This window comes from Ruegeria sp. CDSB013, from assembly GCF_059611165.1.
Window position 1 is genome coordinate 132,618 of record NZ_JBXWPA010000001.1, and the last position, 22,318, is coordinate 154,935.

21 protein-coding genes and 2 tRNA genes are annotated in these 22,318 nt (G+C 56.4%); 12 read left to right on the forward strand and 11 right to left on the reverse strand.

All coding sequences use genetic code 11. From position 1 onward, the window contains the following. Nucleotides 1-693: a hypothetical protein gene (locus tag AC2FJF_RS00680; RefSeq protein ID WP_496722056.1), complete on the forward strand. Its 693-nt coding sequence runs from the start codon at nt 1-3 to the stop codon at nt 691-693. After that, complete coding sequence (locus AC2FJF_RS00685) at nt 690-2,531, forward strand: V-type ATP synthase subunit A (RefSeq protein WP_496722058.1); 1,842 nt, start codon at nt 690-692, stop codon at nt 2,529-2,531. Before AC2FJF_RS00680 ends, AC2FJF_RS00685 begins: the two co-directional genes overlap by 4 nt. A 10-nt stretch (nt 2,532-2,541) precedes the next feature. Here AC2FJF_RS00685 and AC2FJF_RS00690 read toward each other — a convergent pair. From AC2FJF_RS00690 to AC2FJF_RS00715, 6 genes are all read right to left on the reverse strand, one after another. Next, nucleotides 2,542-2,616, reverse strand: a tRNA-Glu gene (locus AC2FJF_RS00690). 24 nt (nt 2,617-2,640) lie between these two features. Then, a tRNA-Glu gene (locus tag AC2FJF_RS00695) sits at nt 2,641-2,715 on the reverse strand. A 98-nt stretch (nt 2,716-2,813) separates the two neighbouring features. Next, nucleotides 2,814-4,556, reverse strand: a complete 1,743-nt coding sequence (gene recJ / locus AC2FJF_RS00700) for a single-stranded-DNA-specific exonuclease RecJ (protein ID WP_496722060.1) — start codon at nt 4,554-4,556, stop codon at nt 2,814-2,816. Nucleotides 4,557-4,646: 90 nt separating this feature from the next. Further along, nucleotides 4,647-5,630, reverse strand: a complete 984-nt coding sequence (gene glpX / locus AC2FJF_RS00705; protein ID WP_058274789.1) for a class II fructose-bisphosphatase — start codon at nt 5,628-5,630, stop codon at nt 4,647-4,649. A 69-nt stretch (nt 5,631-5,699) separates the two neighbouring features. Beyond that, nucleotides 5,700-6,986 carry a homoserine dehydrogenase gene (locus tag AC2FJF_RS00710; RefSeq protein WP_496722062.1) on the reverse strand — a complete coding sequence of 429 codons (1,287 nt, stop codon included), beginning with the start codon at nt 6,984-6,986 and terminating at the stop codon, nt 5,700-5,702. A gap of 127 nt (nt 6,987-7,113) precedes the next feature. After that, entirely contained in the window at nt 7,114-7,362 is a 249-nt protein-coding gene (locus AC2FJF_RS00715; RefSeq protein ID WP_496722064.1) for a hypothetical protein, read from the reverse strand. 99 nt (nt 7,363-7,461) lie between these two features. Between AC2FJF_RS00715 and AC2FJF_RS00720 the strand changes: the two genes are divergently transcribed. After that, nucleotides 7,462-8,049: a TetR/AcrR family transcriptional regulator gene (locus AC2FJF_RS00720; protein ID WP_058277332.1), complete on the forward strand. Its 588-nt coding sequence runs from the start codon at nt 7,462-7,464 to the stop codon at nt 8,047-8,049. A 14-nt stretch (nt 8,050-8,063) separates the two neighbouring features. Here the strand turns inward: AC2FJF_RS00720 and AC2FJF_RS00725 are convergent, their stop codons facing one another. Next, nucleotides 8,064-8,975: a pirin family protein gene (locus tag AC2FJF_RS00725; protein ID WP_496722066.1), complete on the reverse strand. Its 912-nt coding sequence runs from the start codon at nt 8,973-8,975 to the stop codon at nt 8,064-8,066. A gap of 158 nt (nt 8,976-9,133) precedes the next feature. On the opposite strand from AC2FJF_RS00725, the gene AC2FJF_RS00730 reads away from it, so the two are divergent. Then, nucleotides 9,134-9,631: a hypothetical protein gene (locus AC2FJF_RS00730; protein WP_496722068.1), complete on the forward strand. Its 498-nt coding sequence runs from the start codon at nt 9,134-9,136 to the stop codon at nt 9,629-9,631. On the opposite strand, the gene AC2FJF_RS00735 is transcribed toward AC2FJF_RS00730, so the two are convergent. From AC2FJF_RS00735 to AC2FJF_RS00745, 3 genes are read right to left on the reverse strand one after another with little or no spacing between them, the layout of a single operon-like run. Then, the gene (locus AC2FJF_RS00735) at nt 9,561-10,199 is read right to left on the reverse strand and encodes a TadE/TadG family type IV pilus assembly protein (protein WP_496722070.1); all 639 of its coding nucleotides are present in this window, start codon (nt 10,197-10,199) and stop codon (nt 9,561-9,563) included. The two genes, AC2FJF_RS00730 and AC2FJF_RS00735, sit on opposite strands and share 71 nt — an antisense overlap. A 1-nt stretch (nt 10,200) precedes the next feature. Then, nucleotides 10,201-10,734: a TadE/TadG family type IV pilus assembly protein gene (locus tag AC2FJF_RS00740; protein WP_496722072.1), complete on the reverse strand. Its 534-nt coding sequence runs from the start codon at nt 10,732-10,734 to the stop codon at nt 10,201-10,203. Continuing rightward, nucleotides 10,731-12,539: a Tad domain-containing protein gene (locus AC2FJF_RS00745; protein ID WP_496722074.1), complete on the reverse strand. Its 1,809-nt coding sequence runs from the start codon at nt 12,537-12,539 to the stop codon at nt 10,731-10,733. Before AC2FJF_RS00745 ends, AC2FJF_RS00740 begins: the two co-directional genes overlap by 4 nt. A gap of 325 nt (nt 12,540-12,864) precedes the next feature. Here AC2FJF_RS00745 and AC2FJF_RS00750 point away from each other — a divergent pair, with 325 nt between their 5' ends. The 4 genes from AC2FJF_RS00750 to rpoD all read left to right on the forward strand — a co-directional run bounded on the left by AC2FJF_RS00750 (nt 12,865) and on the right by rpoD (nt 18,878). Then, on the forward strand, nt 12,865-14,295 hold the full coding sequence (locus AC2FJF_RS00750) for a Glu/Leu/Phe/Val family dehydrogenase (RefSeq protein WP_496704433.1): 1,431 nt from the start codon (nt 12,865-12,867) through the stop codon (nt 14,293-14,295). A 153-nt stretch (nt 14,296-14,448) separates the two neighbouring features. Then, nucleotides 14,449-14,745: a hypothetical protein gene (locus AC2FJF_RS00755; protein WP_496722077.1), complete on the forward strand. Its 297-nt coding sequence runs from the start codon at nt 14,449-14,451 to the stop codon at nt 14,743-14,745. 80 nt (nt 14,746-14,825) lie between these two features. Continuing rightward, nucleotides 14,826-16,775 carry a DNA primase gene (dnaG, locus tag AC2FJF_RS00760; RefSeq protein ID WP_496722079.1) on the forward strand — a complete coding sequence of 650 codons (1,950 nt, stop codon included), beginning with the start codon at nt 14,826-14,828 and terminating at the stop codon, nt 16,773-16,775. A 114-nt stretch (nt 16,776-16,889) separates the two neighbouring features. Beyond that, complete coding sequence (rpoD, locus tag AC2FJF_RS00765) at nt 16,890-18,878, forward strand: RNA polymerase sigma factor RpoD (protein WP_058277324.1); 1,989 nt, start codon at nt 16,890-16,892, stop codon at nt 18,876-18,878. Nucleotides 18,879-19,071: 193 nt separating this feature from the next. Here rpoD and AC2FJF_RS00770 read toward each other — a convergent pair whose 3' ends face one another. Then, on the reverse strand, nt 19,072-20,079 hold the full coding sequence (locus AC2FJF_RS00770; RefSeq protein WP_496722081.1) for a helix-turn-helix domain-containing protein: 1,008 nt from the start codon (nt 20,077-20,079) through the stop codon (nt 19,072-19,074). Between the two features lie 306 nt (nt 20,080-20,385). Here AC2FJF_RS00770 and AC2FJF_RS00775 point away from each other — a divergent pair, with 306 nt between their 5' ends. From AC2FJF_RS00775 to AC2FJF_RS00790, 4 genes are all read left to right on the forward strand, one after another. Beyond that, nucleotides 20,386-20,820 (forward strand): thiol-disulfide oxidoreductase DCC family protein, encoded by a 435-nt coding sequence (locus AC2FJF_RS00775; protein WP_496722083.1) that lies wholly within the window; start codon nt 20,386-20,388, stop codon nt 20,818-20,820. A 33-nt stretch (nt 20,821-20,853) separates the two neighbouring features. Beyond that, on the forward strand, nt 20,854-21,369 hold the full coding sequence (locus AC2FJF_RS00780) for a DUF4166 domain-containing protein (protein WP_496722085.1): 516 nt from the start codon (nt 20,854-20,856) through the stop codon (nt 21,367-21,369). A gap of 78 nt (nt 21,370-21,447) precedes the next feature. Continuing rightward, nucleotides 21,448-21,849 (forward strand): hypothetical protein, encoded by a 402-nt coding sequence (locus AC2FJF_RS00785; protein WP_496722087.1) that lies wholly within the window; start codon nt 21,448-21,450, stop codon nt 21,847-21,849. Between the two features lie 18 nt (nt 21,850-21,867). Next, nucleotides 21,868-22,281 carry a secondary thiamine-phosphate synthase enzyme YjbQ gene (locus tag AC2FJF_RS00790; RefSeq protein ID WP_496722089.1) on the forward strand — a complete coding sequence of 138 codons (414 nt, stop codon included), beginning with the start codon at nt 21,868-21,870 and terminating at the stop codon, nt 22,279-22,281. Nucleotides 22,282-22,318 lie beyond the last annotated feature (37 nt).

Here is a 22,318-nt window from a genome sequence, read left to right on the forward strand (position 1 = left end):
ATGTCAGACCCTGACGCCTATATCGCGCTGATCAGCAGCCTGCCGGGATCTGAACGGCTGTTTGTGGCCAAGCAGCCACCGCTGTCACGGCTGCGGTTGGATCGTCGCCTGACCGCGCTTGCATCTGAGGATGCGCGTGTTCTGAAAGCGTTGGAGCAGGCGCTGAACTGGAGTGCATATGACATGGATGTCACGGATGCGCAGGCAGTACAGCGATGCAATCAGGCGTTGGGCAAAATTCCGCAACCAACCTTGCGTAGACTGTTCCTTGAGCGGATGGACTTGCGCACTGTTGTTGCTGCACTGCGCTTGCGCGCGCGTGGAGGCAATCCGCCCTCGGGAGCGTACGGCATTGGACGTTGGAGCCGCCATATTCCAGCCAACTGGGGGGACCCGGATTTCCGCCTTTCGGTGCCGATGCCGTGGATCAGGGAAGCGCGTCAGCTGCTAGAAGCCGAGGACCCTTTGGGTCTGGAACGGCTGTTGCTGTCGGTCAACCACAAGCAACTGAAACGATACGCCGCCCGCCACCTGTTCGATTTTGAGGCCGTGGCAATATACGTCCTGATCTGGAACATTTTTGATCGATGGGCGCAAAGCAACGCTCAGGACGCAGCCACCAGGTTTGAGAAACTGGCCCAGCAGGCCATGGCCAATGTCGAAGAATTCGATTTTGAGAGAGTAAGCGCATGACTGCCCAAACACCTCCAGTTCAAACCGCAACCGCCCGTGTCGTCTCGGTCCAGGAAGGGCTGGTGCAGATTCAGGCCAACCAAGATGCAGCCGGAGTTCCCGGGCAACTGGTCAAGAACGAGGTGGTGTTCATCCTGCCGACCCGTGCTGGACCGGGCGGGCGACAGGAACGGCTCAAAGCCGAGGTGCTGCGCGTGCGCGGGGACACAGCTGATGTACAGGTGTATGAAAGCACAGACGGCGTGGCCGTTGGCGATCCGGTGGAACAATCGGGTCAGTTGCTGTCCGTAGAACTGGGGCCGGGGCTGTTGGGTCAGGTCTTTGACGGCCTACAATCGCCTTTGCCGAAGGTTGCGGCCGAGTTTGGGACCTTCCTGCCGCGCGGTGCTGATGTGGCGCCGCTGGACGATCAGGCGAAATGGTCCTTCACGCCTTCGGTTAAGGTCGGAGATACAGTCACGGCAGGCGACAGCATTGGGACAGTTCCGGAAGGCCGGTTCACCCATAAAATTATGCTGCCCTTCAATTGGGTTGGCGAATACAAGGTCGTTTGGGTTCAGAAAGGGGCCGCGTCGATCCATGAGATTGTTGCCCGACTTGAAGACGAGCAGGGGGGTGAGCACACATTGACGCTGTGTCAGAAGTGGCCAGTTCGGCGACCTTTGCCCGAAAGCATCTTGAAGCGCTCCCTGTCAGAACGCCTGTACCCAACCGAGCCGGTGCTGACCTCGCAACGCCTAATCGACACGTTCTTTCCCATTGCCCGCGGCGGCACGGCCTGCATTCCCGGTCCGTTTGGGGCGGGCAAAACCGTGCTGCAAAACCTGATCGCGCGGAACTCCAAAGTGGATATCGTGATCGTCGTTGCCTGTGGTGAACGCGCGGGCGAGGTTGTTGAAACGATACACGAATTCCCCAAGATGACCGATCCGATGTCGGGCGGCAGTCTGATGGATCGGACGATCATCATTTGCAACACCTCTTCCATGCCCGTTGCGGCCCGCGAGGCATCAATCTTCACCGGAATTACACTGGGCGAGTATTACCGGCAGATGGGCTATGATGTGCTGCTGATTGCCGACAGCACCAGCCGCTGGGCGCAAGCGATGCGCGAAACTTCGGGCAAGCTCGAGGAAATTCCGGGTGAGGAGGGCTTTCCAGCGTATCTGGAAAGCTCGATCAAGGGCCTTTACGAGCGCGCGGGCGCATTGAAAACAAATGACGGCGATCTGGGCAGCCTTACGCTGATTGGCACAGTTTCCCCCGCGGGTGGCAATTTTGACGAGCCAGTGACGCAGTCCACGTTGTCTACCGTGAAGTGCTTTCTGGGGCTGTCCTCGGAACGGGCTTACAAACGGTTCTATCCTGCGGTTGACCCAATGCTTAGCTGGTCGCGATATACCGATCAGCTCTCGGATTGGTACGACAATAACGCTGAGCCCGGTTGGACAGGCAAGGTGCGCGATCTGCTGGCCCTAATTGAAAAAGGCGAACAGGTCGACCAGATGATGCAGGTGACCGGCGAAGAAGGTGTCACCATCGAGGACTTCGTCACGCAGCAAAAAGCGCTGTTCGTGGACATGGTGTACCTACAGCAGGATGCCTTTGACAAAGTCGACGCAACCGTCCCGCTAGAGCGTCAGAAGATGACATTCAAGCTGGTCTATGATGTTACGCAATCAACTGCGGAATTCGAAGATAAGGGTGAAGTGCGTCAGGTGTTCACCCAGCTCACAGGTCTTATGAAGAACTTCCACTACGCCGCGGAAAACACGCCGGAATTCAAGTCGCTGTGGGGACAGATACAGGACCTGAGTCGTGGAAAATTTGGAGTGTAGGTCAGGGATATGGTAGCCCGTAGGGGAATCGAACCCCTCTTTCCAGGTTGAAAACCTGGCGTCCTAACCGATAGACGAACGGGCCATCTGGTAGTGGCATTAGCACAAGTGGTAGCCCGTAGGGGAATCGAACCCCTCTTTCCAGGTTGAAAACCTGGCGTCCTAACCGATAGACGAACGGGCCACGCTGGCTTGTGGAGGGCCTTTTACGGTTTACCTCTGACCCCCGCAAGCCGAAAAATGCAGGGATGCGAAACTTTTTTGGCAGGGCCGGAAATGGGCTCAGTTTGCCTCTGCCGCGTCCTCCAACCTCAGCTGAACGCTTTGCCGTCCACCCCATGTGTTCACTTCAAGCCGTCCGGCGAAATGAAAGCGCGCGCCGCCATGGTTGGACAGCTTTTCACCCATTGGTCCGTCAAAGGCTCCAAAGGCAATGGCATCAAGACCACCACCAACCCCGTCGGACAGCGACAGTTTCAGATGCGATTCCCCCACGCGCTTGGCAAATCGCACCTGCAAGTCCGGCAACGCATAGCGCGGGGCAGGGGCGCTGGCCCCGAAAGGACCGGCTTTTTCTATCTGTTCGATCAGATCGACCGAAGCTGCGCCCGGCATAAGCGCTCCGTCTAGCTTCATGTCTGCAGGACCGCCCTTGCCCGCGCCTTGCTTGGCCAACAACTCGCTGAGGCGTTCCATGGCCGGTTCCAACTGATCCCGCATAACGGTCAGCCCTGCGGCCATCTTGTGCCCGCCGCCTTTAACCAAAAGCCCCTCGGCCGCCAACCGTTGGATTGATGCCCCCAGATCAACGCCAGAAACCGACCGCCCTGAACCCTTTCCTTCATCACCATCAAAGCCGATGACAATGGCGGGTCTGTTGGCGCTTTCCTTGAGGCGGGATGCCACGATGCCGACAACGCCGGGATGCCACCCTTCGCCCGCCGCCCAGACTAAGGGGGCATCCAGCCCACGTTCCTCGGCCTGTTCCAGCGCCGCTGCACGGACTGCGTTTTCGATATCACGACGCTCGGTGTTCAACTCATCCAATCTTTGAGAAAGCGCTTCGGCTTCGGTCATCGAGTCCGTGCTGAGCAGTCGCGCGCCCAGATCCGCTTGACCGATCCGCCCGCCCGCATTGACGCGCGGACCCAGAAGAAAACCCAGGTGATAGCTGGTAGGCGCTGAATCCATACGCGCCACATCCGACAGCGCCACTAATCCTGGTCGTTGCCTCTGTGCCATGACCTTAAGGCCTTGCCGCACCAGCGCCCGGTTCGCGTCAATCAGCGGGGCCACGTCTGCAACGGTTGCCAATGCCACAAGATCCAGCAACCCGATCAGGTCGGGACCCTTAACCTCAGCCTCACGCAGTTGCCGTCCGGCCTCAACCAGCATCAGAAACACCACCGCAGCAGCGCAGAAATAACCCAGGTCGCCGCTTTCATCCTGCCGGTTCGGGTTCACTACCGCCACGCAATCCGGCAGCGTTTCACCACCAAGGTGGTGGTCCAACACAATGACATCCGCGCCTTTTGCCGCCGCGATAGGTTCATGGCTAAGCGTTCCGCAATCCACGCAGATGATTAGGTCATGCGCAGCCGCCAGTTCCTGCATTGCAGGCACGTTCGGCCCATAACCCTCATCAATTCGATCTGGCACATACAGCGTGGCTTGCAGCCCCATCTGACGCATCCAGACAAGCAACAAAGCCGCCGAACTGCCCCCATCGACGTCGTAATCGGCAAAAACCGCGATCCGCTGCTTGTTTCGGACAGCTTCCAAAAACCGCGTTGCGGCGGTCTCCATATCTTTCATGGACCGGGGATCGGGCAGCAATTCCTTCAGCTTTGGTTCAAGAAAGCTTTCGGCTTCCATGGGTGGCACTCCGCGCCGTGCCAGAACCTGACATAGCGCACGTGGCAGCCCGGACTGTTGCACCAGCATTTCCGTGGCCCGTTCGACCTCGGCCTCCGGTCCGATCCAACGCCGCCCGGTCAGTGACTGCTCAACCCCTAAAAAGCTCATGCCTGCCTCTCATATGCTAAGGCCGGACCCTCTCGGGTCCGGCCTCATTGTATCTATCGAAACCTCTGCCAAAGGCAAAGGTGCAAGCCATCACGCGTTGTCGTGCGGCCAGGTTGGCGTGCGGTAGGACATGCGGCGCACCGAACCGGTTTTGGAACGCATCAGCAGGGTGGTGGTTTCAACCCAACCCGGCTGGCGTTTGATCCGCGGCAGCAAAGAGCCACCGGTCACGCCAGTTGCGGCAAAGATCACGTCTGCGGTCACCATCTCATCGCGAGAATAAACGCGGTCCAGATCGGTGATACCCGCCTTGGCGGCACGACCGCGCTCGTCATCATTGCGGAACAGCAGGCGGCCAAAGATCTGCCCACCCATGCATTTCAGCGCGGCAGCGGCCAGAACGCCCTCGGGTGCTCCGCCTTGCCCCATGTACATATCGATGCCGGTCTCTTCGCTTTCGGCACAGTGCATCACGCCGGCCACATCACCATCGGTGATCAGGCGGATCGAGGCGCCGGTTTCGCGCACTTCAGCGATCATCGCTTCGTGGCGGGGACGCTCCAGAATGCAGACGGTGATGTCGGCAGGCTTGCAGCCTTTGGCATTGGCCAACGCTTCAACACGCTCGCGTGGGCTCATGTCGAGGTTCACGACGCCTTCCGGAAAGCCCGGACCAATGGCCAGCTTGTCCATATAAACATCGGGTGCGTGCAGCATCGAGCCGCGCGGGCCCATCGCGATCACGGTCAGCGCGTTCGGCATGTCCTTGGCGGTCAGAGTCGTGCCCTCAAGCGGGTCCAGTGCGATATCCACACCGGGGCCGTTTCCGGTGCCGACCTCTTCGCCAATATACAGCATCGGTGCTTCGTCACGCTCGCCTTCGCCGATGACAACCACGCCGGCAATGTCCAGCAGATTCAGCTGTTCGCGCATCGCGTTTACAGCCGCCTGATCCGCAGCCTTTTCGTCACCACGTCCGACCAGCGAGGCCGAGGCAAGTGCGGCCTGCTCTGCGACCCGTGCAAGGCCCAGAGACAACAGGCGGTCGTTGAAATCGATTTTGGCAGCGCTCATTTTTCGTATCCTCAGGTCAATAAAGGCGTTTCATCGGGCATAGCCTGCGTTTTGTGCAAGCCGCAAGGGTCAAACCTCTTCAATCCGCAGTGCAACGGGCTCACCCGACACGACATCGGTCGTCCGGAGGCCTTCCAAAGCGACATCCAGCGTGGCACGTGTGGTCTTGTGCGTAACAATCAGAACCGGCGCGGTGGCTTCGGTGTGCCCGTACTGGCGCATTCGATCAATTGAGACGCCTGCATCACCCAGAATAGCCGCCACTTTCGCCAGAGCACCCGGTTTGTCGAACAGTGCAAGGCGCAGATAGTAGGGGGCGGGCAGGCCGGTTATGGCAGGTTTTGCCTCTTCCAGTGTCGTGGCGGGACGGCCAAAAGTTGGGATCTGCAATCCCCGCGCCAGATCGCAGACGTCGCCCATAACGGCGCTTGCCGTTGGACCTTCGCCCGCACCAGGGCCGCGCAGGACGACCTGATCGACCGCGTCGCCTTCGATCACCACCATGTTGGTGCCGCCTTCCAGCTGACCCAAGGGCGAGCCGCTGGGGACAAGGCACGGCTGCATCCGCTGTTCCAGACCGCGTGCCGAGCGTTGAGTGACACCCAGCAACTTGATACGATAGCCCATGTCGGCTGCCTGATGAATGTCATCCAGACTGATATGCTGGATGCCTTCGATCTGAATGCCGTCGAAATTCGGTTTGGTGCCAAATGCGATCGAGGACAACAGCGCCAGCTTATGCGCCGCGTCGATGCCGCCCACGTCCAAGTTCGGGTCAGCCTCGAGGTAGCCCAGTTCCGCGCATTCTTCGAACAGCGCGTTATACCCTAGTTCCTGCGATTGCATCCGCGTCAGGATATAGTTGCAGGTGCCGTTCATCACGCCCATGACGCGGGTGATCTCGTTCCCGGCCAGCCCCTCGGTCAGGGATTTGATCACGGGGATACCGCCTGCTACGGCGGCCTCAAAACGGATCACACGGCCTGCGGCCTCCGCTTGTTCAGCCAGCTCCTGACCGTGAATGGCCAACAAAGCCTTGTTTGCGGTCACCACATCCTTGCCAGCGGCCAACGCGGCCTCGACAGATGCTTTGGCGGGGCCGTTTTCGCCGCCCATAAGTTCGACAAAAATATCGACATCGTCGCGCTGCGCCAATGAGACGGGATCAGTCTCCCATGCATACTCCGACAGGTTTACGCCACGGTCTTTGTTTGCGTCGCGCGCAGAAACAGCGGTGATTTCGATCGCGCGACCTGTACGCGCCTGCAGCAGTTCGGCATGGCGGCGCACGATCCGCACGACACCCACGCCAACTGTTCCCAAGCCGGCAATTCCCAGCCGCAGCGCCTGTGTCATCCCGTGGGTTCCTTTCCGCTCGAATGTCCTTGGTTTCGGGCTGTTTGCCCGTTCAAAGGTGCCTTAACGGGTTCGGCGTCGAGGCGCAATCCGGGACAGCGGTAACAGTCGGTTGAAACGCGAAAGGTCAGTTGGTTTGCGCGTTCTGCAGCGCTTCGGCCCTTTTGGCCAGCGCTTCGCGGCGCGCGGTCAGGTCTTCTTCAACCTCGGCCGCTTCGTTCACGGGATCTATGGGCGGGCCAAGAATGTTCTGAAGTGGGACCAGCTTCGGATACGCGGCCGAGCGCACATTCGGCTGTTCGCGTCCTTCCAATTCCGGGAAGTCCGTGCAGGCTGCGCAAGTCAGAAGCAGAACCAAAAGTGGCAGGGGCTTCATACCGAACCCTTTCAATGGAGACTGACCCCGTGATGCACCTTTTGCGGCGGTCGTTCAAGCGGGGTTCTATATGAACGCTTGTTCATATACGATGGCAGTATGGCACGTACCCAAGGCTCACACTCGGATATCACCGGCCCGCGCATTCGAAAAGCAGCGCTGGGGCTGTTTGCCCGACATGGCTATGCAGCCGTGTCCATGCGCCAGATCGCAAAAGACGTGGGTGTGCAGGCGGGGGCGCTGTACAACTACACGCCCGACAAGCAAAGCCTGCTGTTTCGCCTGATGCAGGATCACATGCAGGATCTGTTGGCCGCTTATGGTGAACTTGAAAAACCCGCCGATGCCGAGACCGCGCTGCGCCGCTTTGTCGGCTTTCACATTCGGTTTCATATGGAGCGACCGGATGAAGTCTTTATCGCCTATATGGAGCTGCGCAACCTCACGCCCGAAAACTTCTCGGAAATCGAAGGCCTGCGCCGGGCTTATGAGGATTCGCTTGAAGCCATCTTGCAGGATGGGCAGAAGTCTGGGCTCTTTTCGGTTGCCGATACCAAAATCGCGACCCTGGCCGTGATCGCGATGCTGAATGGTGTGATGACCTGGTACCGTGCAGGCGGACGCTTGTCGCTGGACGAAGTAGAGCAGGTTTATTGGGATATGGTCAGACGCGCCGTAACCGCCTGACCAACTTTGCTTAATCAGTGCGCGGCGCGGATGAATGTGCCATTGCGCAGTTCTTTGAACGCCAGTTCCAGCTCGGCACGCGTGTTCATAACAATTGGACCATGCCATGCGACAGGCTCATCAATCGGCGCACCCGAGATCAACAGAAACCGGACACCTTCCGGACCAGCTTGAACCGTGACCTCATCACCGGTGCCAAACCGAACCAGAGTGCGGTCACCGGACAGATCGCGGATGTTGACCTCTTGGCCCGCGACCTCTTTTTCCAAAAGCACGCCGGTAGGTTGTGATGCATCGGCAAAGGCCGCCTGTCCTTGGAACACATAGGCAAACGCCCGCCGGTAGGTGTCGATGCGAAAGGTCTTTCTCACACCGGCCGGAACCTGAATATCCAAGTACTGCGGGTCGGCGGCAATACCGACTACCGGGCCGGTTTTGCCCCAGAACTCACCAACAATAACGCGCACAGTGGTGCCGTCATCATCAATGACCTCGGGGATCTCTTTGCTTTGGACATCCTGATAGCGGGGGGCTGTCATCTTTTGATCTGACGGCAGATTGCCCCACAGCTGGAAACCGTGCATTTGGCCCGCACCGTTTCCCTTGGGCATTTCCTGATGCAGGATTCCGGACCCGGCGGTCATCCACTGAACGTCGCCTGCGCCCAAAGTGCCGGTGTTGCCCAGCGAATCCGCATGCTCGACCGAGCCGGACAGGACATAAGTGATGGTTTCGATGCCGCGATGCGGATGCCAGGGGAAGCCTGCCTGATAATCCTTGGGGTGATCATTGCGGAAGTCGTCGAACAACAGGAACGGGTCAAGCTCGGACGGGTCCTGAAATCCAAAGGCCCGGTGCAATTTGACGCCTGCGCCTTCCATGGTTGGCATGGCTTTGCGGGTTTCCAATGTTGGTCTAAGGGACATGATGGCCTCCTGAATTTGTGGGGATCATGTATGCTGTTGGCGATATGCGTCAATTTGCGTGCAAACACGGGTGCTGTGCGCAATTCCATAGTCGGCTTCCCTCTGTTTTTCGGCAGACAAAGCGGATAAACCCGGACCGAGCAGAGCAGGGGACGTCAATGCAACAAGAAATTCTGGCCACGGTCCGACCTTCATCATCCAGACGTTGGATAGGGGTGGGGATGCTGTCGACCGTGGGTGTGCTGGTCATCTATGTCGCTTTGACCACGCCACCGGAACCGGCCTGGCTGGTCTTTTTACTTGTCGTTGGTGTGGCGGCGTTCTGGCTGGCCTATCGCATGTGGCAAGCCACCAGTGACTGGATCGAGCTGACCGAGACTGAATTGCGGACCGGTTCAGGGCAGGTGATTGCGCGTGTCGAAGATATCGAGTCGATCGATCAGGGGGTGTTTGCGTTCAAGCCGTCAAATGGATTTTTGTTGAAGACTACGGAAAGCGCAGGAAACAGCTGGGCACCGGGACTGTGGTGGCGATTGGGGCGCCGTGTTGGCATCGGCGGCCTGACCACAGCCGCCGAAACAAAATTCATGATACAGGTGCTACACCCACTGGCTCTACATCCTGCTGACAGAAGTGATCAGAAACGTTCCCCTTGACGATTGGAACAAAACGCGGACGCGTGAAAACAAAGTTATTGAATGTGTGATCTCTGTCCAGCCAAGTGGTGTTCAGCAATGGAACGTAGTCTTTCGACGTTTCGACAATGATCATAGTGTCCAAATCCGCCATTTCCGGAAGCAATTCAACCAAAGGGTCGAGGTTGTCATTGGTCCAATTGCCCTCGAACCCGCAAGTTGTCGACCACTCAATTCTATAGCGCTCTTCTGTACCCGCATCTACATCTGCAGCGATGTACTGGATTACCGACAAACGCATTTTTAGCGGTGAATTGTCGGTCACCATACGGTTGTATACCAAATACATAGATTCCGCATAGTTATCGGTAATTGCATCCTCACCTTCGCGTGAAATCAAGTCACTTACTGTGTACGCAGCTTTTAGGTTGGCGGTGTTTTCGCGAAAACCATCAAAGTACGTATATGTAAGTGTAACAGTCCATACGAGGAGAGGTAAAATAATAGCCGTCTCCACGGACAGGTTGCCGTTTTCGTTGCTCGCAAAAGTGCCAAGCGAGTGACGGATACGTGAAGCAATACGCGTCATTTTAAGGCTCCTGAACAAAGGTCGTCGTCGACGTAAGAGTGACCAGACCATCTTCGCCTGACAGAGCTCGCCCCATTGCCGTCGTGGGAAATACTGGATCGACCTTTGCACAGGCGCGCATGATCATCAGTGCGTTGGATCCGCCGTTTTGGAACACGGTAACAGGTTGAACCTCTTCCGCTCTGTCAACGCAGGTGGGCTCGACCGGAAAATCCAAAACGCCACGCGGATTCTGAACAATCATCTCCAATAGCAGGTTGTCAGAGCATGCGTGCATAACAACCATATGGTCGCAGATGGCATTCTTGATTGTATCGTGCTCAGTATCCGGCAAATTGATCCCAAGTCGAATGTCGCGCACGACCAGATCCATAGAGCGATCCAGCATCGCTTTCTGAATCGTGACCAACGAGTATTCGATGACGCCTAGAATGAAGAATATGTACAAAGGGAACAGTATGGCGAACTCGACGGTCAACGAACCGTCCTCAGTTCGTTTGAACCTGATCACTTTTCCCAGAGCTTTGCGGATCATTGCGTCAGTCTCAGTTGTTTGATTGAAACGGCAATGGAGTCAAAAACTTGTGAAAGCGAGAGGTTATCGTCGCCCAGGCCGCCGCCGTCGTTGACTTTGAAAAAGAAGCCGTCGCCGCTAGAACAGTTATCGATGACCGTGGCACCTGCTTCCGGTGCCTCGAATGCAATGCCATAGACATCAACGTTCTTAGCCTTGATCGCACCGCAAATATCACTCACCCTAGTGTTTTTGGTTCCGCTACCAATCGTTGTGAAGGCATTATTGTACCAGTCTCGAGTGCGCTGGTATTCGAATGCATAGTTATACTCGGCGTTCCAGTCCAAGTTCACACGATTCCACAGTTCCGGGTAGGTCAGTCGGACGGATTCACCCTCTTCATTGAAGGGTTCCGAGTGCCCTCTTGTTCCGCGTCGGGTATATAAATACTCAGGTGGGTTTTCCGAGATTTGAACACTGTACTCACCGGAGCGGGTAAGCGTTCTGGTGCAGTCGTATTTAATCCATAATCCGGCGCCCCAGTCGTAATACTCGCGACAGTTCCTATATTCCCTTTCATAACTTGTGCTGGGATTGTACCAAACATCCGACAATCCATCGCGCAAGTCCTCGTCCAAAATCCAATTGCTGGTGTTCTGTCCGTCTGTCATGACAATCATGATCTTTTTGACATTAGATTCATATGCCAGTGGGCGGTTGCTAAAAGTCGGTGGAACGACTTTGGGGGGAATGTTTCCATCCGCGTCTTTTCCCGTTTCCGGATCAACTACGACATTCGGGTCGGCGTTCTGCGTTGACAGTCTGCTGATGACCGGCTGGAATTGGGGATCCAGCAGCGCGGCACCCCATTTGACTCCGATATCAATCGACGTGTTTCCGCCCGCAGTCATGGCGTTTATCTGTTTGTGCAGGTCAGTGACGATATTGGTTACCGGCGTGATGGAACTGCCGGCTCGGGTAGTGCAGACTGAAGAGGTGGGGGCTTCTCGATTATATCGGTCACTTTTGCCAAAGGGGTCGAAATGGGCCGTCCGATTGAGTGTTTTGTTCGGATCAATCCAAGATTCTTTGAATTGGTCTTCGATTGAAGTGTCCTTGAAATCCACGCAATGGGAATAACTGTGTTCCGTCGTAACACCCGGCATGTTGTCCAGAAGGTTCGCGCCAGCGTTCACCTGGTTGTTGTAGGGTATGATCGAGATAGAAATCTTGTCCGGGTCTTCGCCAAGATAGATCGTATCCACGAATTGTACGGCGGCCTCTCGAAGCGCCTGTATCTTTGTTTTACCCGCCGTTGCGGATGGATCGCCCATAGAGCCGGAAATATCCAGAACCAACGCGATTTCGAGCGACCCAATGGCCTCTTCAGCGACGCTTGTTACCGAAGCTGTCAGTGTGGGATACCCAAAAAACCACATGAAGTGTGTAGGGACGTCGACTTTAGCGTTTGCGGTAACTTTTCTTGATCCGATGGTCGGATCATCAAAAACGATAGGTTCTTCGGTAAGATCGCCGCGGACGTCGGATTTCTCAATGTAAGAAATGACTACATCTTTTGGGGCGAGTTTTTGTTTGACGTTGGCCGCTGCAAGAACCGCACGGTCCAGAGTTCCTTGAAGGCTCGCTCGGTCACGCTCAAAATTCATAATGTCAACGCCGATACCTGCCGTCGCAAATATGAGCAAAAACCCAACAACCACAAAGATCGTGAATACGCCACCGTCCTCGTCGCGTGAAAAACGACGAGCAGCAGCGGCTGCGTTCCTATAATTCTTGGCGTTGCACTTAAATACGCGCATTTTCATCTAGCCGACCTCGCTGAGCAGATATCCGACGCTGCTAAGGAAAAGTTAACGTATGAAAACTAACGGCGAATCGTGGCGTGAATTGGGCGGAAGCGCCAGAGTTATGGCAACTTTGGGCTGGAACCGTAGATAATTGAACGACTTTATCGCCTCTGTTTTCGGGCGAGCGACAATTTCTCAGGTGTTGAGCCCAACGCGCGACTCAGCCCGGTCTGAGCGCCTTAATGACGATTTCGAGTTTTATTGTTGCTTAATTATTGATCGTTTAGCCAATGGGTGCGACAAAACGTCAGAACGCTCGTCGTTCGTCGGCACGGAGGATTACATGACGGCCATTAATGAACCAAGCTTTCGCGAAAGTGTAGATTTGATGTTTAACAGGGCGGCGTCCCTTATGGACCTGCCGCCGGGGCTTGAGGAAAAGATCCGTGTCTGCAACGCCACCTACACCGTTCGGTTCGGCGTCCGCCTGCGCGGCGATATTCATACTTTCACCGGCTACCGCTCGGTTCATTCCGAGCATATGGAGCCTGTAAAGGGCGGTATTCGTTACGCCCTTGCTGTGAACCAGGACGAGGTCGAGGCGCTTGCCGCTCTGATGACTTACAAATGTGCTCTGGTCGAAACACCCTTTGGCGGATCCAAAGGGGGATTGTGCATCGATCCCCGTAAATACGAAGAGCACGAGTTGGAGCAGATCACCCGCCGCTTTGCCTATGAGCTGGCCAAGCGCGATCTGATCAACCCCTCGCAAAACGTTCCCGCTCCCGACATGGGAACGGGTGAGCGTGAGATGGCGTGGATGGCGGACCAATACGCCCGGATGAACACGACGGACATCAATGCGCGCGCCTGTGTGACCGGTAAACCGCTGAATGCGGGCGGCATCGCCGGCCGGGTCGAAGCAACGGGCCGTGGCATCCAATACGCTCTGCGAGAGTTCTTCCGCCACCCGGAAGACATGCAAAAGGCAGGGTTGTCCGGCAAGCTGGATGGGAAACGTATCATTGTTCAGGGACTGGGCAATGTGGGCTATCACGCCGCAAAGTTCCTGAGCGAGGAGGACGGATCCAGAATTGTCGGCATCATCGAATGGGATGGTGCGCTGTATAATCCCGACGGGATCGACGTGGAATCCGTACGCCAGTGGATCGTCAAGCATGGCGGTGTCAGTGACTATCCAGATGCGACGCACTCGGCCGAGGGTGGTGCAGTTCTTGAAGAAGAATGCGATATCCTCATCCCGGCTGCTCTGGAAGCGGTTATCAACCTGTCTAATGCAGACCGGATCAAAGCGCCTTTGATCATTGAGGCTGCGAATGGCCCGGTGACTGCCGGTGCGGATGAGATTCTGCGCAAGAAGGGCACGGTGATCATTCCGGACATGTACGCAAACGCGGGTGGTGTGACGGTTTCCTATTTCGAATGGGTCAAGAACCTCAGCCATATTCGCTTTGGCCGTATGCAGCGCCGTCAAGAAGAGGCGCGGCATGAGTTGATCGTCAGCGAACTGGAGCGGCTGGATCGTTACCTAGGCGATGCCTGGTCGATGTCGCCGGACTTTAAGGCCAAGTACCTTCGCGGTGCGGACGAGTTGGAACTGGTGCGCTCGGGCCTCGATGACACGATGCGCATTGCCTATCAATCCATGCGCGAAGTCTGGCACAGCCGTGATGATGTCGAGGATCTGCGGACGGCGGCCTATATTGTGGCCATCGACCGTGTGTCCAAAAGCTATCGCGCTAAAGGGCTATGATGGTTTGAAATCAGGGGCAGCCTGGCTTTGTCAGGCTGCCCCTACGATAAGGGCTGGCGGCCTCAACCCCGGCAGATACGCCGAAAACGGTAATGGCGGGCCGTGCCTGCGACAGGTAAGCTGCAGCGACAGAATCGATTACCGGAGTTTTCTATGTTGCGTATCGCCATTGCAGCCGCTTTGCTGGCTACCCCATTAGCTGCGGAAGAGACCAAAGAGCAAAGCTGCAAATATCAGGCAGACGTTGTTGCGGCGATCCAGAAGGCACGGCTGGACCGTGTAAAAGAGCGCAACGTGCCCCAGGCAGTTGCCGAAACCAGCCCGACTTGGCCCGAAAATTACAATGCTGCCATCCCGTTGATCGCGCCTTGGGTCTACGAACAAAAGATGCGCGACGTGCGCAAAAAGGATCTGGGCGCCGCCTGGCTTGAGCTGTGTTTGCAGCAATAATCCACAGCCCCATCATTTCCCTGTGGACAAACGCGCGTCATACCCTTGGCGCGCGTTCTTGTTTCTGTCAGGTTTGACCCATGTCACTGCCCCCCGGATTTCTGGATGAACTGCGCACCCGCCTAAGCCTGTCTCAGGTCGTCGGGCGCAAAGTCATGTGGGATCAGCGCAAGTCCAATCAAGGCAAGGGGGACATGTGGGCGCCATGCCCGTTTCACCACGAAAAGACCGCGTCCTTCCACGTAGATGACCAAAAGGGGTTTTATTACTGCTTTGGTTGTCACGCCAAAGGCGATGCGATCAGCTTTGTGAAAGAGACCGAGAACGTCTCGTTCATCGAAGCGGTGGAGATTCTAGCACGTGAGGCGGGCATGCCGATGCCCGCACGTGATCCAAAGGCACAGGAAAAAAAAGATCGCCGGTCGCAACTGGCCGACGTCATGGAGCAGGCCGCGCAATTCTTCCGCTTGCAACTCAAGACCGGGGCAGGGGGCGCGGCGCGAGACTACCTGACGCGTCGAGGATTGGATGCACAGGCGTTGGACCGGTGGGAGATCGGGTTTGCGCCTGATGGCTGGCAAGGTTTGTGGGATCACCTGCGCGGAAAGAATGTGGCCGAGGACCTGATCCTTGGGGCAGGGCTGGCCAAACCTTCAAACAAGGGCAAAAAGCCTTATGATACGTTCCGCAACCGGATCATGTACCCTATCCGCGATCCGCGCGGGCGGTGCATCGCGTTTGGCGGTCGGGCATTGGACCCCAATGACAATGCGAAATACCTGAACTCTCCCGAAACGGAATTGTTCGACAAGGGGCGCAGTCTTTATAACCACGGCCCTGCGCGTCAGGGCGCAGGCAAAGGGCAACCTCTGATCGTGGCCGAAGGGTACATGGATGTGATCGCACTGGCCGAAGCCGGATTCGGGGCGTCGGTCGCCCCATTGGGCACGGCGATCACCGAACATCAGTTGCAGCTCCTGTGGCGCATCTCGGATGAGCCGATCATCGCGTTGGATGGCGACACGGCCGGCCTGCGTGCCGCGATGCGGGCCGTTGATCTGGCGTTGCCACTGTTAGAGGCCGGGAAATCTCTGCGCTTTGCCCTGATGCCCGAGGGCAAGGATCCCGATGATTTACTACGGGCCGAGGGACCGGCAGCCGTGAAAACAGTGCTTGAAGGCGCGATTCCGATGGTCAAGCTGCTGTGGCAGCGTGAGACAGAGGGCAAGGTGTTCGACAGCCCGGAACGCAAAGCTGCGTTGGATAAGTCGCTGAGGGACAAGATCAAACTGATCCGCGACCCCTCGATCCGGGCGCATTACGGGCAAGAGATCAAAGACCTGCGCTGGCAATTGTTCCGCCCGCAACGTCAGCCGCAAAATCGCCAATGGCAGCCACGCGGCAAGTGGCAACCTCCGAAACAGCCAGCAACCCCCGGTGCGCGCTCATCTTTTCTGGCGTCTTCAGAAACTGCGGATATCCAGATGCGCGAGGCTGCGATTCTGGCAATCGCCATCCTGAACCCCACTGTTGTGGTCCAATTCGAACATCAACTTGAAGAGATGGAGTGCCACGATCCCGATCATGCCGCCTTGCGCGCCGCCATCCTTCGACATGCGATCGACGACCCAGAGCATCTGAAAGACCACATTTTTGAAACTTTGGGCGGCGAAATCCTTGAAAACCTGCTGGCCCTTCGCCATGTCGCAGTAATCCCTTGTGTGTTCAAACCAGGCGACGTCGAAAAGGCCGAGATGACTCTGGCCGAGGAACTCGCGAAAATCAAAGCGCTCCGGGGATTGGATGCCGAGATTGCCGAAGCTGCAGAGGAACTGTCTGATCTGGCTGATGAAGCGCTGACATACCGGCTGGCCCAAGCCGCCGAAGAGCGTAACCGCACAAGCCGCAGTCAGAACGAGGATAGAGCGGTTTTTGACATCGCCGATAACGGCGCACGAATCAACCGCGACGAGAAAGACGCGTTTCAGGCGATCATGTCTGGCATCAATTTTGAACGGAAACGTCGCTAAAGTGGTGTTTTCGTAAGGCACTGGAAAAGAAAAACGGGTAAACGGGTGGCCGAATCACTTCTACGCGCTAATGATTCGGTACAAACGAATCACCCATCCCTGCAGGAGCATTGAATGGCCGCCAAGGATACAAACGAAGACCGCAAATCCGACGAGCAGGAACAGGAAATCTCGCTGGACATGAGCCAGGCCAACGTCAAGAAAATGATCGCCGAGGCCCGCGAGAAAGGTTACATCACCTACGACCAGCTCAATCAGGTTCTGCCGCCTGATCAGGTCAGCTCGGAACAGATCGAAGACGTTATGTCGATGCTGTCCGAGATGGGCATCAACATCATCGAAGATGAAGAGGCCGAGGAAGAAGAGAACAAAGGCTCGACCGAACTGGTTGCTGCAGAAAGCAACCGAGAGGTTGCGCTGGCGGGTGCTGGTGCTGAAAAGCTGGATCGCACAGATGACCCGGTCCGCATGTATTTGCGCGAGATGGGCAGCGTCGAACTGCTGAGCCGCGAAGGCGAGATTGCCATCGCCAAGCGGATCGAAGCCGGTCGCAACACCATGATTGCCGGTCTGTGCGAAAGCCCGCTGACCTTCCAGGCGATCACCATCTGGCACGACGAATTGTTGTCCGAAGACATTCTGTTGCGCGACGTCATTGATCTGGAGGCCACGTTTGGCAACCAATTAGACGAAGACGGGGATGTTGAAGAGCCGGTTGTCGACACGTCTGCGGTTCAGGCGGCGAAACCCGCCAAGGATACCGGCCCCGAGCTGGACGCCGACGGCAACCCGCTGAACAACGACGACGACGATGACGACGACGAGCAGGCCAACATGTCGTTGGCAGCGATGGAAGCCGCGCTGAAAGATCAGGTTCTTACCACGCTGGAACGGATCTCGACCGACTTCTCGATGCTTTCGGAAATGCAGGATAGCCGGATCTCGGCGACCCTGAACGAAGACGACACGTTCTCGGAAAAACAAGAGGCGACCTATCAACAGCTGCGGTCTGAGATCGTCGAATTGGTGAACGGTCTGCATCTGCATAACAACCGTATCGAAGCGCTGATTGACCAGCTGTACGGCATTAACCGTCGCATCATGTCTTTGGACAGCTCGATGGTGAAACTGGCGGATCAGGCGCGCATCAACCGTCGTGAGTTTATCGACGCCTATCGTGGACGCGAACTGGACCCGAACTGGCTGACCGAGATGGCAGAAAAGCCGGGCCGAGGTTGGCAGATGTTCATCGAACGTTCGACCGCCAAGGTCGAGGAACTGCGCAACGATATGGCTCAGGTCGGTCAGTATGTCGGTCTGGATATCCCTGAATTCCGCCGTATCGTGCAGCAAGTTCAAAAGGGTGAAAAAGAGGCGCGTCAGGCCAAGAAGGAAATGGTCGAAGCCAACCTGCGTCTGGTGATCTCGATTGCCAAAAAGTACACGAACCGTGGCCTGCAATTCCTTGATCTTATTCAGGAAGGCAATATCGGCCTGATGAAGGCAGTCGACAAGTTCGAATACCGTCGCGGGTACAAGTTCTCGACCTACGCGACCTGGTGGATCCGTCAGGCGATCACGCGTTCCATCGCGGATCAGGCCCGTACGATCCGTATCCCGGTTCACATGATCGAAACGATCAACAAGCTGGTCCGGACCGGTCGTCAGATGCTGCACGAAATCGGACGTGAGCCGACGCCGGAAGAACTGGCCGAAAAGCTGCAGATGCCGCTTGAGAAGGTTCGCAAGGTGATGAAGATCGCCAAGGAACCGATCAGCCTTGAAACGCCGATTGGCGACGAGGAAGACAGCCAACTGGGCGATTTCATCGAGGATAAGAATGCCGTGCTGCCTTTGGACAGCGCCATTCAGGAAAACCTCAAGGAAACGACTACACGGGTTCTGGCCTCGCTCACGCCGCGTGAGGAACGTGTTCTGCGGATGCGTTTTGGCATCGGTATGAATACCGACCACACTCTGGAAGAGGTTGGTCAACAGTTCAGCGTGACCCGCGAGCGTATTCGCCAGATCGAGGCGAAAGCGCTGCGCAAACTCAAACATCCTAGCCGATCGCGCAAACTGCGGTCGTTCCTGGATCAGTAATCGAAAAGGCGCCTCAACCGAGGCGCCTTTTTCTTATCCGTTCACGCGATGATCACGGTGACCGGTTCAAACCTCAAATTGGCGAGAACTCACAAGGCAAGCGACGTTGCGGCCCCTATTTCTGACTTGTCCACTCATGGGACAGGCCGGGGCGAGGCTGTGCCGCTGACGACCCCCGGCCACCCTTTCCGTGTTACGGTTCCAACCGAGTGCGGAACGTGCTGGGTGCCTGACCGGTCCAGCGTTTGAAAGCCGTAGAAAACGCAGGTTGATCCGCATAACCCAGCGAATAGGCGATTTCCGATAAGGGCATCCCGTTGGTGATAAAAGTCTGCGCCAGATCACATCTCAGGTCTTCGACAATCTCACGATAGCTTGTGCCTTCGTCATTCAACCGTCTGGCAAAGGTGCGCGGGCTCATCCCAAGGTTCGAGGCTGCGTCGTCCGCTTGAATAATCGCGCCGGGCATCGACCGGGTGATAAGCCCCTCAACTTGCGCCCTAAGTTTTTGCGCAGGCTGGTCATTTTCGGCCTGAACCCTGTCGCCATATGACAGAAGATGCTCGCGCAGAGAGGGGTCATATGTCGGCACCGGCAGATCCAATGAAGACAGCGTCAGTATTAATTCCAACCGTTCTGCACCAAAGGACACAGGAAAGCCCGCTAGTTTCTGAAACTCTTTTCTGGCTTCGCCGACCTCGTGCTGAAAGCGGATTTCGATAGGAAAGAAACTTGTCTGCGTTAACGAGCGAATGCGGGCGAGGGCCGCGAAAATCAAAAATTCGGTACGACGGTGATATCGGGCAAAACTGGCATCCTTCCAGTCGGCTTCGATTGAAGCAAAATTTCCAGAAACGCGCAGACTGAAGTATAGCGCCGGGTCTATCATCCCGTGAAATCGCGACGAGTTTTCGATCACCTGCTTCAGATCACGCGAGTATTTACTGATATACGCCGTCAGGCTGGAGGATGACCTGAAGCCAAGCCCAGCACTGGCCGAAAAGGTGATGTCATTCAGCGCGTCGCAGGCGTAGCGGACAAACAACGCCTCTTTGTGCGCGCTATAGGCTGTTGCAGGTGGCGCAATATCGCTGCGGCTCAAACCGGATTTGGCCAGAACGCGGTCACCAATCGAAGGATCTTTTGCCCGTTGATCCAACGTTTTGGACAACACTTGAATGCGCGCAATATCGACGTCCATGTTCAAACCCGAGTTAGCAGCATGTTTCTTATCACAGCCGAAGTTCCGGCCGCTGGTGACAGTGTTGTCACCTATTCAAATGACAATGGCTGAACTTCGCAAGACTACAGTGACCATCAAGCGTATTTTCCGCGTGCTGTCGGGTTAGGCCTTGTGGGGATGAGGCCAGAGCCCAGGAAACTTGTCGCGCAGATGACCCGAGGCTCCCCGACACATATCAATTCGCAAAGATGGCCCAGTGTCGCATTGCCGGAAAGGCGCAGTGGTGGGAATGTGCGTCAAATTGGGTTAGCGGGCGTAACTGATATGACCACACTGGGAACCGATGCGGCAGATGGTCAGGATTTCATCGTCTTTGACGGCGAATGCGTTCTGTGTTCGGGCTTCTTTCGTTTCATCGTCGCGCGGGATAAAGTGCAACAGTTCAAATTTGCCACCGCGCAATCGCCTTTGGGACAAAGGCTATACAAAGAACTTGGACTGCCGACCCGGGATTTTGAAACCAATCTCGTTGTGACCGATGGCGTGGTGCATCAACGGTTGGATGCTTTCGCTGCCGCGATTCACAAGCTGCCAGGGTTCTGGCGTGCTCTTTCGATCTGCAAATACCTTCCAAGTATCATCAAAGACCCCCTGTACTACGCGATCGCCAGAAACCGGTATGCCATCTTTGGGCGTTCACCGACCTGCATGGTCCCGGACAAAGCTCTGCGGGCTCGTTTCCTGCCCGAGGGGTTCTGAGTGCAGCCTGATCCTTTTTTGCAAACGTTGCCGATGGGAACAAGCCTGCCCAAAGCGTTGCAGGCATTGCATAGTACGGGCGGGTTTTATTCCGGGCGATGTTCGGTCACGCCGGGCAGGGGATGGCTGGCCAAACTCGCGTTGCGCTTTGCCGGTATGCCGTTTGGGTGCGACGATATCCCGGTGCGGCTCGGCGTCGAGAAAGAAGGGAGCGCTTGGATCTGGACGCGCGATTTCGATGGTCACATCACCCGATCGCAGCTGACTTTGGACCAGGACATGGGATGCGTCCGCGAGCAGTTTGGACAGGTTTGCGTTTGGCTGAAACCGGTTGTTGCGAACGAGCGGTTAGAGATCCAGATCCTGCGCCTCAGCCTGCTGCGAGTACCTTTCCCAAAGGTGCTTCTGCCGCAATCAAAGACCGCGGAATGGCAGGATGATGACGGACGATTCCGGTTTGATGTTGCGGCCCGAATGCCCTTTGTCGGGGACTTGATCCGGTACAAGGGCTGGCTTACGTACGATCACGCGCTGGCCAGCCTGAACTGAAATGATTGTGAACCAGCTTTGCCCGGTAAGAATGTATACTATTTGAAAAATTACCTCGAAGCGAATGAGAGTATGATTATGAAAAAGGTTATGACTTTGGCGGTTTCCGCCGCGATCTTGCTGACCGTGCCAGTGTCATCGGCTTCGGCCGCACGAAACGGGTATCAGACGGTTTCAGTCAACAACACTGTGTTCGAAGTGATCCCGCGGGCACGACAGGATGTGGATGGGTATTGGTGCGCGGCTGCGGACTATGCGCGTCGAACTTTGGGTGCCGGTTGGCAGCAGCGAATTTACGTCTGGCGCGGCTATGGCCCCAGCGAAGCGACGGGTCGCCGCACAGCCGTTCAATTCTCGCTGCAGCAACCTACAAACGTTGCCCAGCAAAGCAGCTCGATCTCGGTCGGCTTTAAGGCTGGCGAAAGCATGTCGGTTCAGGGGGCAAACGGACGTTGCAACATCCGCCCGTTCCGCGACTGATCGAGGACTGATCGCCATATGCAGACCGAGTTTATTATTTCGACGAACGGACCAGGGTTGTACGAATTTACCCGGGACGTGCGCAACTGGCTTAACTCGGTCTCAGGCGATGGATTACTTACGCTTTTCGTACGACATACGTCCTGTTCGCTGACCATTCAGGAAAATGCTGATCCTGAGGTGCAAACAGATCTGCACGCATTTTTTGAACGTTTGGTGCCGCCGTCCGACAACCCCGCTATGGCCTATCTGCGCCATACCTACGAAGGCCCAGACGACATGCCCGCCCATATTAAGGCGGCTCTCTTGCCTGTTTCGCTTTCTGTTCCCGTGTCCGCGGGGCAACCGGTGCTGGGAACTTGGCAGGGCATTTACTTGTTTGAACACCGCACCGCAGCGCATGTGCGAAAGGTCGCTGCGCACTTCGCCTGACCCCTTTATGTTGCGGTGGAAATTTCCGACTACCCAA

What these genes read in the sequence shown, in the direction of transcription:
- AC2FJF_RS00680 (WP_496722056.1), top strand. Translation starts at nt 1, where the DNA reads ATGTCAGACCCTGACGCCTATATCGCGCTGATCAGCAGCCTGCCGGGA.
- AC2FJF_RS00685 (WP_496722058.1), top strand. Translation starts at nt 690, where the DNA reads ATGACTGCCCAAACACCTCCAGTTCAAACCGCAACCGCCCGTGTCGTC.
- recJ (WP_496722060.1), bottom strand. Translation starts at nt 4,556, where the DNA reads ATGAGCTTTTTAGGGGTTGAGCAGTCACTGACCGGGCGGCGTTGGATC.
- glpX (WP_058274789.1), bottom strand. Translation starts at nt 5,630, where the DNA reads ATGAGCGCTGCCAAAATCGATTTCAACGACCGCCTGTTGTCTCTGGGC.
- AC2FJF_RS00710 (WP_496722062.1), bottom strand. Translation starts at nt 6,986, where the DNA reads ATGACACAGGCGCTGCGGCTGGGAATTGCCGGCTTGGGAACAGTTGGC.
- AC2FJF_RS00715 (WP_496722064.1), bottom strand. Translation starts at nt 7,362, where the DNA reads ATGAAGCCCCTGCCACTTTTGGTTCTGCTTCTGACTTGCGCAGCCTGC.
- AC2FJF_RS00720 (WP_058277332.1), top strand. Translation starts at nt 7,462, where the DNA reads ATGGCACGTACCCAAGGCTCACACTCGGATATCACCGGCCCGCGCATT.
- AC2FJF_RS00725 (WP_496722066.1), bottom strand. Translation starts at nt 8,975, where the DNA reads ATGTCCCTTAGACCAACATTGGAAACCCGCAAAGCCATGCCAACCATG.
- AC2FJF_RS00730 (WP_496722068.1), top strand. Translation starts at nt 9,134, where the DNA reads ATGCAACAAGAAATTCTGGCCACGGTCCGACCTTCATCATCCAGACGT.
- AC2FJF_RS00735 (WP_496722070.1), bottom strand. Translation starts at nt 10,199, where the DNA reads ATGACGCGTATTGCTTCACGTATCCGTCACTCGCTTGGCACTTTTGCG.
- AC2FJF_RS00740 (WP_496722072.1), bottom strand. Translation starts at nt 10,734, where the DNA reads ATGATCCGCAAAGCTCTGGGAAAAGTGATCAGGTTCAAACGAACTGAG.
- AC2FJF_RS00745 (WP_496722074.1), bottom strand. Translation starts at nt 12,539, where the DNA reads ATGAAAATGCGCGTATTTAAGTGCAACGCCAAGAATTATAGGAACGCA.
- AC2FJF_RS00750 (WP_496704433.1), top strand. Translation starts at nt 12,865, where the DNA reads ATGACGGCCATTAATGAACCAAGCTTTCGCGAAAGTGTAGATTTGATG.
- AC2FJF_RS00755 (WP_496722077.1), top strand. Translation starts at nt 14,449, where the DNA reads ATGTTGCGTATCGCCATTGCAGCCGCTTTGCTGGCTACCCCATTAGCT.
- dnaG (WP_496722079.1), top strand. Translation starts at nt 14,826, where the DNA reads ATGTCACTGCCCCCCGGATTTCTGGATGAACTGCGCACCCGCCTAAGC.
- rpoD (WP_058277324.1), top strand. Translation starts at nt 16,890, where the DNA reads ATGGCCGCCAAGGATACAAACGAAGACCGCAAATCCGACGAGCAGGAA.
- AC2FJF_RS00770 (WP_496722081.1), bottom strand. Translation starts at nt 20,079, where the DNA reads ATGGACGTCGATATTGCGCGCATTCAAGTGTTGTCCAAAACGTTGGAT.
- AC2FJF_RS00775 (WP_496722083.1), top strand. Translation starts at nt 20,386, where the DNA reads ATGACCACACTGGGAACCGATGCGGCAGATGGTCAGGATTTCATCGTC.
- AC2FJF_RS00780 (WP_496722085.1), top strand. Translation starts at nt 20,854, where the DNA reads ATGGGAACAAGCCTGCCCAAAGCGTTGCAGGCATTGCATAGTACGGGC.
- AC2FJF_RS00785 (WP_496722087.1), top strand. Translation starts at nt 21,448, where the DNA reads ATGAAAAAGGTTATGACTTTGGCGGTTTCCGCCGCGATCTTGCTGACC.
- AC2FJF_RS00790 (WP_496722089.1), top strand. Translation starts at nt 21,868, where the DNA reads ATGCAGACCGAGTTTATTATTTCGACGAACGGACCAGGGTTGTACGAA.